Source organism: Pseudomonas sp., from assembly GCF_030684895.1.
Classification (GTDB): domain Bacteria; phylum Pseudomonadota; class Gammaproteobacteria; order Pseudomonadales; family Pseudomonadaceae; genus Aquipseudomonas.
The window spans coordinates 23,840-40,183 of record NZ_JAUXXP010000050.1 but is presented as its reverse complement, the minus strand read 5'-3'; the positions used below and the strand labels follow the sequence as shown (position 1 = coordinate 40,183).

The window sequence follows — 16,344 nt, the reverse complement described above, 5'->3', positions numbered from 1 at the left end:
TGTCATCGCTGCGTTAAAAACAGGCTCAAAATGCTCATTTACCGCACGTAAACTGCGCTTTTTCGCCTGTTTTAGCCTTGCGCTGACTGCCTCGCTTACGTTTTTAGAGGCACCCTAAGTGACCCGAGGAAGTCCCGTGGTACAACCTGTATTTATTAATCGCATCAGCGCCTTCCTGCCCCATGCGCCGGTCGACAACGAGCAAATGGAAGCGCGCCTGGGCCTGGTCGGTGGCAAGCCGTCGCGTGCGCGCAAGCTAATTTTGCGCAGCAATGGCATTGTCCAGCGTCACTATGTAATTGATCCGCAGACTGGTGCGCCGAGCATGAACAATGCCCAGGTCAGCGCGGCAGCGATTCGCGGCTTGTTGGGCGGCGATTTCCAGTTGGCGGATCTTGATTGCCTGGTGGCCAGCAGCGCCTCGCCGGATCAGGTTATGCCTGGCCATGCGGTGATGGTGCAGGGCGAGCTGGGCAATCCGCCGTGCGAAGTGGTGTCCACCGCCGGTATCTGCCTGTGCGGCATGACCGCGCTGAAATACGCCTGGATGAGCGTGGCCAGTGGCGAAAGCCGCAACGCCGTGGCCTGCGGCTCGGAAGTGGCTTCGACGTTGATGCAGGCGAGCAACTTCAACGCCGAGTACGAGAGCCGCCTCGACGAGCTGGAAACCCACCCGGAAATCGCCTTCGAGAAGGATTTTCTGCGCTGGATGCTCTCCGATGGCGCCGGTGCCGTATTGCTGCAAGGCCAGCCGAACCGCACAGGTCTGAGCCTGCGTATCGACTGGATCGATATCTTCTCTTTCGCCGACCAGATGCCGCCGTGCATGTACGCAGGCGCAGAAATGGTCGACGGTCAGCTGCAGGGCTGGAGTCGCTATGAAGGCGCTGAGCGCAATCGCCGCTCGCTGATGGCGATCAAGCAGGACGTCAAACTGCTGAACGACAACATCGTCAAATACACCGTGGAAGAAACCCTCAAACGCATCATGGCGCGCCGCGAACTGCATGCCGATGCGGTGGATTATTTCCTCCCGCACTATTCGTCCGAGTTCTTCCGCGAGCGGCTGTCCGTGGGCCTGGCTAATGCGGGCTTACCGATTCCGCAAGAACGCTGGTTTACCAACCTGACCAGCAAGGGCAATACCGGCGCCGCGTCGATCTTTATCATGCTGGATGAGTTGTTCAATTCAGGTAGCCTGCGCAGCGGCCAGCGCTTGCTCTGCTATGTGCCGGAAAGTGGGCGTTTCTCCAGCGCCTTTATGCATCTGACAGTGGTAGGAGCTTGCCGGACTTGACACTGTTCTACTGCGGAAAAGCCGGATTTGGCCATTTTTGCTGCCCTTTTTCGTTAAATAGCTGGCTATTCGCCTCAAATGGCCAGCAAAACTGACTCAAACCGGGCTTCCCCTCGTTACGAACGGTCAAGCCCGACAGGCTCCAGGACGGTGACAACACATGAAGCTTGATGAGGTTCCCCAGGATCACAGCTCCACTTACGGCGGCCACTGCAAGCTGGTCTACGCGGTGGACGCCAGTGGCCATTATCAGGGCGCGCAGAGCGATGGCTGGGAGCCGGAAGCCTTCGCCACCCAGCTCGCGGTAGCCGAACTGCAGGAGCAGGAAACCGAGGCCGAAGCGGGCTGGCAGCGCGGCGAGCTGTCGCCGCTGAAGTGCCTGATGTACCGCTACCGCCTGGATGAGCCGGCGCTGGCGCAGATTACCGGGCTGTGGCAGTGGCGCATTCGCCGGCACTTTCGCCCGGCGATTTACCGCAAACTCTCGGCGGCCATTCTGGCGCGTTACGCCGAGGCCTTCGGCCTGCCCGTTGAGCAATTGATCACCTACCAGAAGGGCACGGCATGAGCAGTTTTCAGCATCAACAGAGCGCCCACTGCGAAAGCGGGGTGATGGCCAGCCTGTTGACCCATGCCGGTCTGCCGATGAGCGAGCCGATGGCCTTCGGCCTGGCCTCGGGCCTGGCGTTCGCCTACCTGCCGATCGTCAAGCTCAGCGGCATGCCGCTGATTGCTTACCGCATGCCGCCCAAGCACCTGATCAAAACCCTGAGCAAACGCCTGGGGGCGAAGCTGCACACGCGCACCTTCGGTAACCCCGAGCAAGGCCGTCGCGAGCTGGATGCGGCCTTGGACAGCGGCCGCTTGGCCGGGCTGCAGAGTTCGGTGTTCTGGTTGCCGTACTTCCCGCCGGAGATGCGTTTTCACTTCAACGCGCACAACCTGCTGGCCTATGGTCGCGAGGGTAACGAGTACCTGATCAGCGACCCGGTGTTTGAAGAGCCGGTGCGCTGCGCCGTCGAAGACTTGCAGAAGGCGCGCTTCGCCAAAGGTGCGCTGGCCGCCAACGGGCTGATGTACTGGCTCGACGATGTGCCGCTGGAGCAGGACTGGAACAAGCTGATCCGCCAGAGTGTGCTCTCTACCACGCGTATCCTCGACGGCATGCCACTGCCCTGGATCGGTATTCGCGGCATTCAGCATTTGGCCAAGCAGATCGACAAGCTTGATCCGGCGCAGAGCAAATACAACCGCCTGTACCTGACCCATATCGTGCGCATGCAGGAAGAGATCGGCACTGGCGGTGCGGGGTTCCGCTTTATGTACGCGAGCTTTTTGCAGGAAGCCGGCGAGAAACTTGGCGACAACAATCTGCAGGAGGCCTCGGCGCATCTCACCGCCATCGGTGACAACTGGCGTCAGTTTGCCTCGGCCTGCGTGCGCGCCAGCCGCAACAAGGGCGAGACGCCCAACTTCGCACCCATCGCCGACAGCCTGCGTGGCATTGCCCTGCAGGAGCGCGGGTTGATGAAAGAGTTGGCGGCCTGGAGCACGCGGTAGGGTGGATCGCGCTGTTTTTATCCACTACGCAATCCGGCTGGTAAATAAAAGTAGCGTTAGGCGGCACAACCACTTGCCGTGCTTTCGCTCTCATCAATAAAAAATAACTCATTGTTTTATATGCAGAAATTAAATCCGCACAAAGACCTGTAGGAGCGGGCCATGCCCGCGATGCGCTTCGCGGGCACGGCCCGCTCCTACAGGTACCTACAAGCCGAAAGACGCAATTGCCCCCAGTTTGCTGCGCGACAGCGCGGCGTCTGGACGACGGGGGCTCCTACCGAATTGTGAATTTTCTGTGTGCAAGGCGCTTCCAGATGCGCTCAAGGCCGAGCCACATGAACGTCGACCGCGCTCGCCGCAGCCAAGTTGCGCGGCGGGTGATTTTTTTGAGTGCAGGAACAACTCGATCAGAAGGCAGCCGGGCAACAAGTTCTCGCATTAATTTGCTTGTTGAACCACGTCGCCCCTTTGTGTGCTCAATACCGGGAACATATTGGAAGGCCTCGCTCCATGCCATAACCAAGCTGTCGGGAATTTCCATGTGGCGATGGCGGAATCTAAGTGCGTCCGCCACTTCTCTTTGACGAGCCGTACAACGAGTCTCTGCAGCCCGCCGTACGTACCAAGCAAGCATGTCGGCTGCCTGTAAGGGAACTACTTCGTGGTCACTCGCGAAACGAGGCGGGCCTCCAAGCACGTCTGCCACCGCCGGGTTCATGTGCTTCAAGGGCACGTACCAGAGCGCCGCATCTTCCCCCACCTTTCCTTGTTCATCAAAGATCAGCTCAACAGGCCCTTCTAGTTTTTCTTCAAGAACCGTCTCTACCACGCCGTGCATGATTCCAACAAAACACGGAAAATACGGGTGCCGCAGGTCATAAGGAACACTGCCGCTCAGATCCTCAAGATAAGCTGCCCGGCTGATACTGCACTCGATGGATAGCGGTTTGTACTTGGCCAAGACGGCAACTAAAGAATTAATCTTCGCCTCTCGAGCCTTTTCCGACCACCCCTGAAAGCAAGTGATCATGTGCAAAGAGGCTAGCGCTGGAGGACGCGCAAGCTCCGCCGTCCAATCCTCGGTAAGTCGCTCCCATGCCTCTGCGCTCTGTAAATATCCGGCCAAGATAAGTCGCTTATCGGCGCGAAAGTCACTCGCAGAGTCATCGATATAGGCTTCAAGCATGTGCCACCCTGAAATGTCCGCTTTGAAGCGGGGTTACACAGAACACATGTTCGTTCGGTCGACGCGTTGGTGCAAGCACACAGCCCGTCAGCGACGACCAGTGCCGCCTAACAGATCGTTTAGTCCGTACCCATGCGTCATCCGCCTACAGATGCAGGCTCTGCACTTCGACTGCGGCGCATAGTCCAGCAAAGTCGCAGGTGCCGCTGGCTTCGCTTGTGCCCTCCACTAGCACAGCCTGCACACAGAAATCTCCGCGCTCATCGCAGAGCAGCAGCAACGCCTGCTCGATCAAACCATCCTGCAAATCCAGATTGGCCAGGCTGAGCAATTGCGGCCAGACCTGCTCGCCAGCACCGATAAACAGATTCGGCCCGTCGATGCCCAGTTGCTGGGCGATATGAAAGCCGGCGGCGTTGCTTACGCTATTCACAAACTCAAAGGGCTTGGGCTGCTTGTGTTGCACGCACACCGCCTCCAGCAGCGCGCCCATGGTGGCGCGTGCCGGATGCGCCGAAGCCAGGTACAGGCCGCAGTTGCTGCGCACCCGGCTTTTCAGCGGTGCGGCGGCGAGCAGGCATTGCAGGATCAGGCGGTCGATACGCCGGGGTGGGTTGTCCAGCCACTGACCCAGCGCGGTCTTTAGCTGCTTGTCGCCCGTGGCGGCAAGACCGTGAATTTCACTGGCGGCGATCACTGGCATGCTGTTTCTCCCGCCGTGCAGCCTTGCAGAACCAGGCTGGCGTTATTGCCGCCAAAGCCAAAAAAGTTGGTCAGCAGCAGGCTGTCTGCCGCCAGGGTCTGCGGTTCTGCGCTAAAGGGCAGCAGGGCTTCGCTGGCGTAGCTCACGGCGGGCAGTGGGCCCAGTTGCAGGGCCTTGAGCAGCAGCAGGCTTTCACTTAAGCCGCAGGCGCCCAGGGTATGCCCGAGCCAGGGTTTGAGCAGGCTCAGGGCCGGCATCTGTTCGCCGTAGAGCAGGCGCATGCCGTTGCTTTCGGCTTCATCGTTGGCGCTGGTGGCGGTGCCATGCAGTTTCACCAGGTCGATCTGCTCGGCGCTGCAGCCGGCGCTGCGTAGCGCCTGTTGCATCACCCAGTGGATATGGCTGCCATCTTCGCGGGTGGTGGTCAGGCTGCTGGTGTCGCAGGCGCTAAAGCCGCCCAGCAGGCGCGCCAGTGGTGTGTCACCCGGCTCGCGGCTGAGCAGCACGGCGGCATAAGCTTCACCGAGTAGCAGGCCGTCGCGTTCGGGGTGGAAGGGCCGGTACTGGCCGCTGGGGCTGGTCAGCATCAGCGCGCCGAAACCCTGCATGGCGATAGCGCTGGGCGTCTCGAAACTCAGCACCAGGGCGCGGGCGTACTGGCCGGCGTTGATCAGCCGGGCACCGTAGAGCAAGCCGTTGGCGGCGCTGGTGCAGGCGGTGTTCAGGGTGAAGGCGGCGGCAAAGCCCCAGCGCTGGCGCAGCTGGTTGGCGAGCAGATCCAGCGATGTAGAATCTTCCGGGCGAAAGCCCTGCTGCTGGCTGGTCATGGCTTCCAGCTCGCTGATATCCAGGCTGGTGCTGGCGATGATCAGCAGGCAGTCGTCGAGCGCCTGGGGATTAGCGCCGAGGGTTTCACCCAGCAGACGATCCAGGCGCTCACTCAGGTTTTCGCCGGTTTTTGCGGCGTATAAATAAGTGCGTGGTTCATCCACTTCATGCAGCACAAAGGCTTCGCCCTTAGGCGGTTGGGCGCTTTGCAGGGCCTGGGCGGCACTCAGCAGGTCATCGCCCAGGGCGCAGTGTAGGGCCGCGCGTTGCAGGAACACCGGGGTCACTGCTGCTGCCTGATATAGGCGGCAATGCTGGCGATGCTGCCGAGGATGCGGCGGCCGTCTTTAGCACCTTCAATGCGTACGCCGTAGTGCTGTTGCAGCGCCAGGGAGACTTGCAGGGCATCCAGGCTGTCCATGGCGATACGGCTTTTGCCGCCGAACAGCGGCTCGTCATCGCTGATGCTTTGCCAGTCGATATCGTCTTCCTTGTCGCACTCGCGGATCAGCAGTTGTTTGAGTTGTTGTTCTAGTAGTGAGTGGTCCATTGCGTGCGCTGTACTCGTCGGGTGAACAGAAGCAGCCCGGCTATGCCGCACAGCGCTGCAAACAGCAGCAGGCGCACGCAGTAGGGGGCGATGTCGGCCAGTGAGCCGTGGCCCACTAGCAGGGTGAGAAAGGCGTCCAGCGCCCAGCTCATCGGGGAAATTTCCGCCAGTTGGGCCATGGCGGCTGGCATGACGCTTTTCGGCACCATGATCCCGCCAATCGCGGCCAGCAGGATATTAATGCCACCGCCGAGCAGCAGTGCCTGTTCGCTGCTGCGCGCCAATGCGGCGAGCAGCAAGCCGAGGCTGCAGGTGGCCAGGGCGATACTCAGCGCCAGCAGCGGATAGGCCGCGGTACTGCCGGGCAAGCTCAGGGCGGGCAGTCCAAGCAGCGGTAGGCCATAAACGCCGATGCCCAGCAGCAACACAAATTGCAGCAGGTTGATCGCCAGGTACGGCAACAGCTTGCTCAGCACCAGGGTGCCGAGGTTCAGGCCCAGGCAGCGCAGGCGCAGCAGGGTGCCGCTCTGCTGTTCGCGCTGAAAGCCACCGGCCATGGGCAGCACGACGAAGAACATGCCGAAGATCAGCCAGGCCGGCACGCTCAGTTGGGTGGCATTGGCGCGGCCGCTGAGGTCGCCGCTGGCCAGTTGTTCCTGTTCGCCGATCTGGCTCTGGGTGCGTTGTTGCACCAACTGCAGGCGCTCGGCACGGCTCAGTTCGGCATCGACCACGCCGCTGTCTTCCAGGTAGGCCAATAGCCGGGTCTGCGCCAGGGCGATGCTCACCGCGCTGTACAAGCGCTGGCGCGAGAGTTTGTCGAACTGCGCCGGGAAGCTCAGGCTCGGTCCCTGGTGCGGGCTGTCCAGCAGCTTGTCGGAGAAGTCTGCGGGCAAGCGCACATGGGCCAGGCTTTCGCTGCTCTCGTCGAACAGCTGGCTGTCCGGCAATTGCGCTTGCAGGGCGTCGCGAAAGAACTGGCTGGCGTCGTCCTGCTGCGCTTCGATAATCAGGCGCAGCGCCGGTGGCTTGTCTTGCATATAGCTGGACATGGCCCCTGCCATCAGCAGCAGAAACAGGGTCGGCATAATAAACAGCACGGCCAGCGCATGGGGGTCGCGCAGCAGCAACAGCACTTCCTTGCGCGCCAATGCCAAGAGCCTCATAGCCGGCCTCCGTTCAGGCGCAGATAGAGCTGTTCGAGCGACGGGCGGCCAAAGCGCAGCAGGTTGGGCAGGCCATCCTGAGCGGCGACAAATGCTGTGATGGCCAGCAGTTGTTGGCCGCTTAGGGATGCGATGCGCAGGCCCTTGGGTAGCACTTCGGCCGTCAGTTGCAGGCTCGCGAGCAGTTCGTTAAGGCCGGCGGGTGGCGCGTCCGGCCATTCCAGCAGTAGGCCGTGGTCGTCGCCGAGCAGCTGGCGCTTGTCCAGATCCAGACGTACCTGACCTTCGTGCAGCAGCAGAATGCGCCGGGCGACCCGCTCGACTTCTTCCAGGTAGTGGCTGGTGTAGATCACCGCCTTGCCCTCGGCGGTCAGCTGTTCCACGGCGGCCAGCAAGTGCTGACGACTCGCCGCATCGACGCCCACGGTGGCTTCATCGAACAGATAGAGGTCAGCCGGTTGCAGCAGGCCGATGGCAAAATTCAAGCGCCGTTGTTCGCCGCCGGAGAGCTGCTCGCTGCGTCGCGTCAGCTTGTCTTCCAAGGCGCAGATATCGATGCACTGCTGCAGGCGCTGACGGCGCTCATTGCCGCGCAGGCGATAGAGGTCGGCAAATAATTCGAGGTTCTCGCCCACCTTGAGCCCGGCATAGAAGGCCAGCTGTTGCGGCACCAGACCGAGCCTTGGCTGGCCTGCCCAGTGCAGCTCACCCTGTTGCAGCGTGAGCACGCCACTGAGTAGCGATAGCAGGGTGGTCTTGCCGGCGCCGTTACTGCCGAGTAGGCCGAGGCATTCGCCGGCCTGTAGCTGCAGGTCGATACCCTGCAACGCGGCGCGATTGGCTCCTGGGTAGCTGTGCGTGACGTGGCGAAGTTCAAGCATGGATCAGCACCAGCAGCAGTTTGCCGTCGAGCAGCAGGCGTTGCTCGCTGTGGATACTGAAGGCATACAGCGCGCCGGCCGGGCTTAGCGCTTCTTGCTGGGCGCTGACCTGCAATGCGCCACTGCGCTGCGTCGGTTCATGGTGCAGCTGCAACTGCGAGAGCTTGCCAACCAGGGCCATTTCAATGGCACTGGCATCGCCGTATAAGGCACCATGGGCGGCGCACAACTGGGCGGCAGCTTCGAACAGCAGGCAGGGTGAGGCGTTGGTGCCAAAGGCCTCAAGAAAACGCCAGGCACTCAGGCCTTGAATGCTCAGGCTGTCATGCGCCAATAGGCCATCCAGCCAGAGGGCTGGGCCTTGGTGGGGCAGCAGGCTGTGCAGTTGAGTGCGATCCATTGCGGGCGGCCGAGGTAAACAGGCCGGCAGTGTAACAGAGGGGCTGCAGGTCACGCAGCGCCTGGCTTTGACGGGCTAACGGACAGAGTAGGAGACGGCTTTATGGTGTGGTGGCAGGGGTTGGCTTTTGCGCTGGGCACACTGCTGCTGCTGGCGCTGTCCTGGCGGGTGCTGCTACGGCCGCAGTCCCACGGCTTCTACCGGTTCTTCGCCTGGGAGGCGATTCTGGCTTTGCTGGTGCTCAACGGGCCGGTCTGGTTTGTCGACCGCTTTGCCCTGCATCAGCGTCTGTCCTGGGCGCTGCTGTTCGCCTCCTTGCTGCTGCTGTTTGCCGGCCTTTATCAGCTACGTCGTATGGGCCGCCCGGATGGGCAGCGTACGGATGCCGAGCTATTCGCCTTCGAGCGCACCTCGCAGTTGGTGACCAGCGGCATCTTCCGCCTGATCCGTCACCCGCTGTACGCCTCGCTGCTGTTGCTGGCCTGGGGCGTGGCCTGCAAGCAACCCAATGGCTTGAGTCTGGCGCTGGCGCTGCTGGCCAGCCTGGCACTGTGGCTGACTGCCAAGCGCGATGAGGCCGAGTGTTTGCAGCAGTTTGGCGAGGCGTATAGGGACTATATGCAGCGCAGCAGGATGTTTATCCCCTGGCTGTTCTGATCGTTTATTTCCAGTTCAGTCGCGCCAGCTTCCACTCATCACCTTCCAGCCACCATTTCAGCTTCACGCTGTAGTGGCGCGCGCTGTCGGGGATCAGGCCTTCGGCGCCGGCCAGGCCGACCTGGGCCTCGGTGTGGCCTTTTTCGCGGTAGGTCGTGTCGAGGTAGCTGTTCTTGCTCAGGGCCAGCACCTTGATGTTCTTATGGCGCATAAATAGTAGCAGCATGGTGCGCTGCGCCCACTCACGGTCGAACTCGCCTTGGGCTGAGAACTGCGGGTGCAGCTGGTCGAGTACCGCGCTGCTGCTCTTCGCTTCCAGGTTGTCCTGCAGTTGTTGCACGGCTGCTTCCAGCGCTGCCTGCGGGTCATCCTTGGCACCGCAACCGGCGAGCAGGGTGCAAAACATTAGGAAAGCCAAGGCAAATATCCGTGTTGGCATGCTCAACTCCTGTTTCATGGTTATGATGCCCGACAGGGCTTTAGGCGGCGCGCCAGGCGAATTACCTGCGCCAGGCCGTCAAGCTACGCATCAATTCAGGAGCATGCCATGCAGACCTTGTATCCGGAGATTAAACCCTACGCCCGTCATGAGCTGGCGGTGCAGGCGCCGCACGTGCTGTATGTCGACGAAAGCGGTTCGCCGGATGGTCTGCCCGTGGTGTTTATCCATGGCGGCCCGGGTGCCGGGTGTGATGCTGCCAGTCGGCGCTATTTTGACCCCAACCTCTACCGCATCGTCACCTTCGACCAGCGTGGTTGCGGTCGCTCCACCCCGCACGCGAGCCTGGAAAACAACACCACCCAGGCGCTGATCGCCGACATGGAGCAGATCCGCGAGCACCTCGGCATCGACAAGTGGGTGCTGTTCGGCGGCTCCTGGGGGTCGACCCTGGCCCTGGCCTACGCTCAGGCCCATCCGCAGCGCGTGCATGGCCTGATTCTGCGTGGCATCTTCCTCTGCCGGCCGCAGGAGTTCGACTGGTTCTATCAGGAAGGCGCCAGCCGGCTGTTTCCCGATTACTGGGAGGACTACCTGGCGCCGATCCCGGCGGATGAGCGCGGTAACCTGATGCAGGCCTTCTACAAGCGCCTGACCGGCCCCGACCAGATCGCCCAGATGCACGCCGCCAAAGCCTGGTCGACCTGGGAAGGCCGCACCGCCACCCTGCGTCCCAATCCGCAGGTGGTCGACCGCTTCAGTGACAGTCATCGTGCGCTGTCGATTGCCCGCATTGAATGCCATTACTTCGTTAACAACGCCTTCCTCAAACCCGATCAGCTGCTGCGCGATATGCCGAAGATCGCCCACTTGCCCGGCGTCATCGTGCACGGCCGCTATGACGTGATCTGCCCGCTGGACAACGCCTGGGCGCTGCATCAGGCCTGGCCGAACAGTGAACTGCAGATCATCCGCGACGCTGGCCATTCGGCAGCCGAAACCGGAATTACCGATGCGCTGGTGCGCGCGGCGGACGAACTGGCGCGGCGCCTGCTCAACCTGGCACCGGACGAAGCATGAAGGCACTGATTCAACGGGTGCGTGGCGCCCGAGTAGAAGTCGCGGGTGAGGTGGTTGGCGCGATTGACCAGGGCCTGCTGGCGCTGGTTGGCGTCGAGCCGCAGGACACCCCGGCCAGCGTCGAGAAAATTCTGCACAAGCTGCTCAACTACCGCGTGTTCAGCGATGTCGCCGGCAAGATGAACCTGTCGCTCAGCGATATTGGCGGCGGCCTGCTGCTGGTCTCACAATTCACCCTGGCCGCCGACACCAAGAGCGGGCTACGTCCAAGCTTTTCCAGTGCCGCGCCGCCGGCGCTGGGGGCTGAGCTGTTCGACCTGCTGGTGACGCAAGCTAGCGCCAGGCACCCGCAGGTCGCCACCGGCCAGTTCGGCGCCGATATGCAGGTGCATTTGGTCAATGACGGGCCGGTGACCTTTCTTCTAGAGAGCTAGCGCGCCAGGGCTTCAGCGACGAAATCCAGGCGATCCTGACCGAAGTGCATCTCGCTGCCGATAAAGAATGTCGGTGCACCAAACACGCCGCGCTTGATCGCCTCTTCGGTGTTGCTCTTGAGCCGCTCCTTGACTGCTTCATCGCTGACCAGGCGCTCGAACTCGGTCGGGTCAAAGCCGGCGTTGCTCAGCACTTCGGCAACCACTTCGGCTTTGCCGAGGTTCTTCTGTTGCTCCCACAGCGCCTCGAAAATGGCTTTCACGTAGTGCTCGAAACGCTCGCTGTTTTCATGGCCGGCTGCGCCGCGCATCAGCGTCAGGGTGTTGATCGGAAAGTGCGGGCTGAAGGCCATCGGCACGTCATAACGGCGGGCAAAGCGCGCCAGGTCCTTGAGCATCCAGGCCCCTTTGCTCGGGATCATCACCGGCGACTGGTTGCCGGTGGCCTTGAAAACGCCGCCGAGCAGCATCGGTCGCCAGATAATCTGCGCGCCGGCATCACGGGCAATGCGCGGTAGCTGGGTCCAGGCCAGGTAGCTGGCTGGGCTGCCAAAATCGAAAAAGAATTCCAGGGTTTTGCTCATTGCATGCTCTTTCGGGAGGTCTTGTTATTGGGGTGGCGTGCAGTTGTAGGGTGGATGACGATTTTTTCATCCACCAGGGTGTGCGAAGTGGTGGATGGATGACGCGTCATCCACCCTACGAGTTGGCGAGCGATGTTTAGAAGGTTTCGCTCCATGGCCGTAGATCCAGCTCATGCACCCAACAATCGCGCGGTTGGCAATGGATCTGCCAGTAGGTCTCGGCGATATGCTCGGGGTTGAGGATACCGTCCTGATCCTTGAGCTGATAGAGCTGAGGGAAGGTGTCGCGGATAAACGCGGTGTCGATGGCGCCGTCGATGATCGGGTGGGCGACATGGATGCCTTTGGGGCCGAGTTCGCGGGCCATGCTCTGGGCCAACGCACGTAGGGCGAACTTGGCGCTGGCAAAGGCGGAGAAATTCGCCCGGCCGCGCAAGGAGGCGGTAGCACCGGTAAAGATGATCGTGCCTTGGCCGCGCGGCAGCATGACCTTGGCCGCTTCACGACCGGTGAGAAAGCCTGCCAGCGCCGCCATTTCCCAGACTTTGCGATACACCCGCTCAGTGGTTTCAGTGATGGAGAACTGCACATTGGCGCCGATGTTGAACACCACCGCATGCAGCGGGCCGACTTCGCGTTCGATGGTGGTAAACAGCTCGATCACCTGCTCTTCGACTCGCGCATCGCAGCCAAAGGCCCGTGCGCTGCCACCGGCTGCTTCGATATCCGCCACCAGCGTGCCGAGCTTGTCGGCATTGCGCCGTGCCACGCAGGCGACATAGCCCTCGCGGGCGAAGCGTTTGGCGATGGCGCCGCCGGTGGCGTCACCGGCGCCCACTACCAGAATTGCTTTGCGTTCGCTCATTGCACTCTCCGTCAGTTCTATTTTGGAACCTGGCTTGATAGTCGGTTCCATTTTGGAACCTGTCAAGCTATGGTGAGTCATCGCGGCTGGAGACTGGTTTATGCGTTGGGAAGAACTTGAGCAGCAACCCTGCTCCCTGGCTCGCACCCTGTCGGTGGTGGGTGACCGCTGGACCCTGCTGGTACTGCGCGAAAGTTTTCTTGGTATTCGCCGTTTCGACGAATTTGAAAAGCGCCTGGGAATTACCCGCCACGTGCTGGCCGAGCGGCTGAAGAAACTGGTAGAGGCCGGCGTGCTGGACAAGGTGGCCTACCAGCAGCGGCCGCTGCGTGAGGAATATTGCTTGAGTGCCAAGGGGCGCGACCTGTACCCCGCCATCATGGCCCTGGTCAATTGGGGTGACCGCCATATGAGCGGCGCGGAAGGCGCGCCGATCCGCCATATCCACCGCACCTGCGGCCAGCCGATGCATGGTGTGCTGGTGTGTTCGGATTGTGGTGAGCCGTTGGAGCCGAGGGATGTAGCGCTGGAGGAAACGCCCGCATTCAAGGGTCAGCTATTGCCTGCACATTGGCACGAAAAGCAGGTTGTGTAGGGTGGATGACGCTTTTCCCATCCACCATCGTGAGTTGGTGGATGGATACGGCGCCATCCACCCTACGGACTGTTGAAAATCCGTAGCCCGGATGTAATCCGGGAATACGTGTTCCTGGATTACATCCGGGCTACGAGCTGGAGAGAACCTGTAGGAGCACGCCATGCGTGCGAGCGATTTCCCAGATACCGCCACTCGCGGGCATGAGCTAGGCGCTCCCGCCACTCCTACGGAGTCAAGTGTTCGCTTAGAACAGTCGCGCGAGCAAGGCAGTAACCGCGGTTTCCACCCGTAGAATCCGCGTGCCCAGTTGCACCGGCTGCAGGCCGGCTTCGGCGAGCTTTTCCACTTCGTAGGGAATCCAGCCGCCTTCCGGGCCGATGGCCAATGTGACGGCCTGTTCGACTGCTCGTGGGCAGGCCGGGTAGTCGCCAGGATGGCCGACCAGGCCCAGGGTGCCGGCTGCGATACCCGGCAGCTGGTCTTCGACAAAGGGCTTAAAGCGTTTCTCGATAATGACTTCCGGCAGCACGGTATCGCGGGCCTGTTCCAGGCCGAGGATCAGCTGTTCGCGAATCGCTGCGGGTTCGAGGAAGGGCGTCTGCCAGAAGCTTTTTTCCACCCGGTAGCTGTTCAGCAGAATCAGCCGAGGCACGCCCATGCTGCTGACGGTTTGCAGCACGCGGCGCAGCATCTTCGGCCGGGGCAAGGCCAGCAGCAGCGTCAGTGGCAGTTTTTCCGGCGGAGGCTGGTCGAGCTGCACAGACAGCTCGGCTTCTTCTGCATTCAGGCGCAGCAGCTGGCCGCTGCCCATCAGGCCATTCAGGCGACCGACACGCAGGCTGTCGCCGGCTTCGGCGCGGTGTACTTCGTGTAGATGTTTAAGGCGGCGGCCGCTGAGCAGCACGCGGTCAGTGGCGATAAAGTCGCCGTCTTCCAGAAGCAGCAGGTTCACGGTTGCGCGGCGGGCGGCTGGTCGTTGGAGGCGCTGTCGCTGTCGGCTTCAGCCGCTTCCTGTTCGGCGCGACGTTTGACCAGGCTGCCGCACAGCAGGCCGGCTTCAAACAGCAGCCACATGGGCAATGCCAGCAGGGTCTGTGAGAACACATCCGGTGGCGTCAGCACCATGCCGACGACAAAGCAGCCAACGACTACATAGGGTCGGCTTTTGCGCAAGGTTGCTACATCGACAACGCCGATCCAGATCAGCAAAAAGGTGGCAATCGGGATCTCGAACGCCACGCCGAAGGCGAAGAACAGGGTGAGGACGAAATCCAGGTACTGACCGATATCGGTCATCATCGCCACGCCTTCCGGGGTCACGCTGGCGAAGAAGCCGAACATGATCGGGAACACCACGAAGTAGGCGAAGGCCATACCGGCGTAGAACAGCAGGATGCTGGAAACCAGCAGCGGTATGGCGATGCGCTTCTCGTGCTTGTACAGCCCTGGCGCGATAAAGCCCCAGATCTGATGCAGGATGATCGGGATGGCGAGAAACAGCGCGACCATCAGCGTCAGTTTGAACGGCGTGAGGAACGGCGAGGCCACCCCAGTGGCGATCATCGTTGCGCCTTCCGGCAGGTAGGCGCGCAGGGGCGCGGCGACCAACGCGTAGATGTCCTGGGAGAAATAGAACAGTCCGGCAAACAGCAGCAGAACGGCGCCGACAATGCGCAGCAGGCGCGTGCGCAGTTCGGTCAGGTGGGAGACCAGGGGCATTTCCTGATCACTGTCCGGTCGTTGGCTCATGGCTGCGGGCTTTTATCCTGGCGGGTGCTGCTATCAGTAGTGGCGACCGACTCTGCTGCGGGGGGCGCGGCAGGGCTGGGCTCAGTGAGGGTGCTGAGCGGCGCGCTGAGGCTTTGCTTCATCGCGTTCATTTCCCGCTCAAGCTCGAGGATCTGCTCGTTATGCAACTGACGGCGGATTTCATCCGCACCGATCTCGCGCTCGACCTCAGCCTTGATCGCGCTGAAGCTGCGCTTGATCCGACCGATCCATAAACCGGCTGTGCGCACCGCGCCGGGCAGGCGATCAGGCCCCAGGACCACCAGGGCGACCACGGCGATCAGCAGCAGCTCAGTAAAGCCGATATCGAACATGGCTTAGTCTTTTTTCGCCGGTTCTTCGACCTTGCGTGCCTGGGCATCGATGGTCTGACCCTTGGGCTCTTCCACGGCAGGTTTGTCTTCTTCGTTGCCCATGGATTTCTTGAAGCCCTTGATCGCATCACCGAGATCGGAGCCCAGGCCTTTAAGGCGCTTGGTGCCGAAGAGCATGACCACGATCAACAGGATGATCACCAGTTGCCAGATGCTAATGCCACCGAATCCCATAACGCGTACTCCGTAGTAAGAGGTTGATCAGTTTTGCGGGCGCGAGGCTTTTTCCGCATGCCCGGAGAGGCCGAAACGCCGGTCCAGTTCGTCCAGTACCGCCTGGGGGTGCTGGCCGAGAGCGGCGAGCATGACCAGGCTGTGGAACCACAGATCGGCGGTTTCATAAATCACATCGCTGCAGTCACCGCTGACCGCAGCATCCTTGGCGGCAAGGATGGTTTCCACCGATTCCTCACCGACCTTTTCCAGAATCTTGTTCAGACCCTTGTGGTACAGGCTGGCGACATACGAGCTGTCGGCGGCCGCGCCTTTGCGCGACTCCAGCACGTCGGCCAGGCGGCTCAGGGTGTCGGTCATGTGTGCGCTACTCATGACTGCCTCCTGCGGCATAGATGGCATGCGGGTCTTTGAGTACCGCATCGACAGTTTTCCAGGTGCCGTTCTCGAATACCCGATAAAAGCAGCTTTCGCGGCCGGTGTGGCAGGCGATGCCGCCCAGTTGCTCGACCATCAGGATGATCACATCGGCGTCGCAATCCAGGCGCAGCTCGTGCAGCTTCTGCACATGGCCGGATTCCTCGCCTTTACGCCACAGCTTGCCACGCGAGCGCGACCAGTAGATGGCGCGCTGCTCGGTGGCGGTCAGGGCCAGGGCTTCACGGTTCATCCAGGCCATCATCAGCACGCGGCCGGTTTTGTGGTCCTGGGCGATGGCCGGCACCAGGCCGTCCGCGTTCCAGTTGATTTCGTCGAGCCAGTCAGTCATTGCCGTAT

The 16,344-nt window shown here is 61.4% G+C and carries 23 protein-coding genes; 7 read left to right on the top strand and 16 right to left on the bottom strand.

What is annotated here, in order from left to right; translation table 11 throughout:
* Positions 1-136 precede the first annotated feature (136 nt).
* The 3 genes from Q8M42_RS11170 to Q8M42_RS11160 all read left to right on the top strand — a co-directional run bounded on the left by Q8M42_RS11170 (position 137) and on the right by Q8M42_RS11160 (position 2,857).
* On the top strand, positions 137-1,297 hold the full coding sequence (locus tag Q8M42_RS11170) for a beta-ketoacyl-ACP synthase III (protein ID WP_304867919.1): 1,161 nt from the start codon (positions 137-139) through the stop codon (positions 1,295-1,297).
* A 160-nt stretch (positions 1,298-1,457) separates the two neighbouring features.
* Positions 1,458-1,865 carry a hypothetical protein gene (locus tag Q8M42_RS11165; RefSeq protein WP_304867917.1) on the top strand — a complete coding sequence of 136 codons (408 nt, stop codon included), beginning with the start codon at positions 1,458-1,460 and terminating at the stop codon, positions 1,863-1,865.
* Positions 1,862-2,857 (top strand): BtrH N-terminal domain-containing protein, encoded by a 996-nt coding sequence (locus Q8M42_RS11160; protein ID WP_305284038.1) that lies wholly within the window; start codon positions 1,862-1,864, stop codon positions 2,855-2,857. The genes Q8M42_RS11165 and Q8M42_RS11160 overlap by 4 nt, the downstream gene beginning before the upstream one ends.
* 277 nt (positions 2,858-3,134) lie before the next feature.
* Here Q8M42_RS11160 and Q8M42_RS11155 read toward each other — a convergent pair whose 3' ends face one another.
* From Q8M42_RS11155 to Q8M42_RS11125, 7 genes are all read right to left on the bottom strand, one after another.
* Positions 3,135-4,046, bottom strand: a complete 912-nt coding sequence (locus Q8M42_RS11155; protein ID WP_304867913.1) for a DUF3800 domain-containing protein — start codon at positions 4,044-4,046, stop codon at positions 3,135-3,137.
* Positions 4,047-4,191: 145 nt separating this feature from the next.
* Entirely contained in the window at positions 4,192-4,749 is a 558-nt protein-coding gene (locus Q8M42_RS11150; RefSeq protein WP_304867911.1) for a hypothetical protein, read from the bottom strand.
* Positions 4,740-5,864: a beta-ketoacyl synthase N-terminal-like domain-containing protein gene (locus Q8M42_RS11145; protein ID WP_304867909.1), complete on the bottom strand. Its 1,125-nt coding sequence runs from the start codon at positions 5,862-5,864 to the stop codon at positions 4,740-4,742. Before Q8M42_RS11145 ends, Q8M42_RS11150 begins: the two co-directional genes overlap by 10 nt.
* Positions 5,861-6,127 (bottom strand): acyl carrier protein, encoded by a 267-nt coding sequence (locus tag Q8M42_RS11140; RefSeq protein ID WP_160014823.1) that lies wholly within the window; start codon positions 6,125-6,127, stop codon positions 5,861-5,863. The genes Q8M42_RS11145 and Q8M42_RS11140 overlap by 4 nt, the downstream gene beginning before the upstream one ends.
* Complete coding sequence (locus Q8M42_RS11135; RefSeq protein WP_304867906.1) at positions 6,109-7,293, bottom strand: ABC transporter permease; 1,185 nt, start codon at positions 7,291-7,293, stop codon at positions 6,109-6,111. The genes Q8M42_RS11140 and Q8M42_RS11135 overlap by 19 nt, the downstream gene beginning before the upstream one ends.
* A complete protein-coding gene (locus tag Q8M42_RS11130) occupies positions 7,290-8,174 on the bottom strand; it encodes an ABC transporter ATP-binding protein (protein ID WP_304867904.1) in 885 nt (294 codons plus the stop codon). Before Q8M42_RS11130 ends, Q8M42_RS11135 begins: the two co-directional genes overlap by 4 nt.
* Positions 8,167-8,574: a beta-hydroxyacyl-ACP dehydratase gene (locus Q8M42_RS11125; protein WP_304867903.1), complete on the bottom strand. Its 408-nt coding sequence runs from the start codon at positions 8,572-8,574 to the stop codon at positions 8,167-8,169. The genes Q8M42_RS11130 and Q8M42_RS11125 overlap by 8 nt, the downstream gene beginning before the upstream one ends.
* A 102-nt stretch (positions 8,575-8,676) precedes the next feature.
* On the opposite strand from Q8M42_RS11125, the gene Q8M42_RS11120 reads away from it, so the two are divergent.
* Positions 8,677-9,231 carry an isoprenylcysteine carboxylmethyltransferase family protein gene (locus Q8M42_RS11120; RefSeq protein WP_304867901.1) on the top strand — a complete coding sequence of 185 codons (555 nt, stop codon included), beginning with the start codon at positions 8,677-8,679 and terminating at the stop codon, positions 9,229-9,231.
* Positions 9,232-9,235: 4 nt separating this feature from the next.
* On the opposite strand, the gene Q8M42_RS11115 is transcribed toward Q8M42_RS11120, so the two are convergent.
* Positions 9,236-9,670, bottom strand: coding sequence for a hypothetical protein (locus tag Q8M42_RS11115; protein ID WP_304867899.1), 435 nt, complete (start codon positions 9,668-9,670; stop codon positions 9,236-9,238).
* Between the two features lie 108 nt (positions 9,671-9,778).
* Between Q8M42_RS11115 and pip the strand changes: the two genes are divergently transcribed.
* Together pip and dtd are read left to right on the top strand one after the other, a co-directional pair.
* On the top strand, positions 9,779-10,750 hold the full coding sequence (gene pip / locus Q8M42_RS11110; protein ID WP_304867898.1) for a prolyl aminopeptidase: 972 nt from the start codon (positions 9,779-9,781) through the stop codon (positions 10,748-10,750).
* Positions 10,747-11,184 (top strand): D-aminoacyl-tRNA deacylase, encoded by a 438-nt coding sequence (dtd, locus tag Q8M42_RS11105; RefSeq protein ID WP_304867896.1) that lies wholly within the window; start codon positions 10,747-10,749, stop codon positions 11,182-11,184. Before pip ends, dtd begins: the two co-directional genes overlap by 4 nt.
* On the opposite strand, the gene Q8M42_RS11100 is transcribed toward dtd, so the two are convergent.
* Positions 11,181-11,768 (bottom strand): 2-hydroxychromene-2-carboxylate isomerase, encoded by a 588-nt coding sequence (locus tag Q8M42_RS11100; protein ID WP_304867894.1) that lies wholly within the window; start codon positions 11,766-11,768, stop codon positions 11,181-11,183. The genes dtd and Q8M42_RS11100 overlap by 4 nt on opposite strands.
* 136 nt (positions 11,769-11,904) lie before the next feature.
* Positions 11,905-12,633, bottom strand: coding sequence for an SDR family oxidoreductase (locus tag Q8M42_RS11095; protein ID WP_304867892.1), 729 nt, complete (start codon positions 12,631-12,633; stop codon positions 11,905-11,907).
* A gap of 100 nt (positions 12,634-12,733) precedes the next feature.
* Here Q8M42_RS11095 and Q8M42_RS11090 point away from each other — a divergent pair, with 100 nt between their 5' ends.
* On the top strand, positions 12,734-13,228 hold the full coding sequence (locus Q8M42_RS11090; protein WP_304867891.1) for a helix-turn-helix domain-containing protein: 495 nt from the start codon (positions 12,734-12,736) through the stop codon (positions 13,226-13,228).
* A gap of 247 nt (positions 13,229-13,475) precedes the next feature.
* On the opposite strand, the gene Q8M42_RS11085 is transcribed toward Q8M42_RS11090, so the two are convergent.
* Genes Q8M42_RS11085 through hisI form a run of 6 tightly spaced genes read right to left on the bottom strand, consistent with a single transcriptional unit; the run spans position 13,476 to position 16,336 of the window.
* Positions 13,476-14,183: a 16S rRNA (uracil(1498)-N(3))-methyltransferase gene (locus Q8M42_RS11085; protein WP_304867890.1), complete on the bottom strand. Its 708-nt coding sequence runs from the start codon at positions 14,181-14,183 to the stop codon at positions 13,476-13,478.
* Positions 14,180-14,980, bottom strand: coding sequence for a twin-arginine translocase subunit TatC (tatC, locus tag Q8M42_RS11080; protein WP_304867889.1), 801 nt, complete (start codon positions 14,978-14,980; stop codon positions 14,180-14,182). Before tatC ends, Q8M42_RS11085 begins: the two co-directional genes overlap by 4 nt.
* Positions 14,977-15,333, bottom strand: coding sequence for a Sec-independent protein translocase protein TatB (gene tatB, locus Q8M42_RS11075; RefSeq protein WP_304867887.1), 357 nt, complete (start codon positions 15,331-15,333; stop codon positions 14,977-14,979). Before tatB ends, tatC begins: the two co-directional genes overlap by 4 nt.
* A 3-nt stretch (positions 15,334-15,336) precedes the next feature.
* On the bottom strand, positions 15,337-15,567 hold the full coding sequence (gene tatA / locus Q8M42_RS11070; protein WP_304867885.1) for a twin-arginine translocase TatA/TatE family subunit: 231 nt from the start codon (positions 15,565-15,567) through the stop codon (positions 15,337-15,339).
* Between the two features lie 27 nt (positions 15,568-15,594).
* Complete coding sequence (locus Q8M42_RS11065) at positions 15,595-15,927, bottom strand: phosphoribosyl-ATP diphosphatase (RefSeq protein ID WP_304867976.1); 333 nt, start codon at positions 15,925-15,927, stop codon at positions 15,595-15,597.
* A gap of 7 nt (positions 15,928-15,934) precedes the next feature.
* Positions 15,935-16,336 (bottom strand): phosphoribosyl-AMP cyclohydrolase, encoded by a 402-nt coding sequence (gene hisI, locus Q8M42_RS11060; protein WP_304867883.1) that lies wholly within the window; start codon positions 16,334-16,336, stop codon positions 15,935-15,937.
* Positions 16,337-16,344 lie beyond the last annotated feature (8 nt).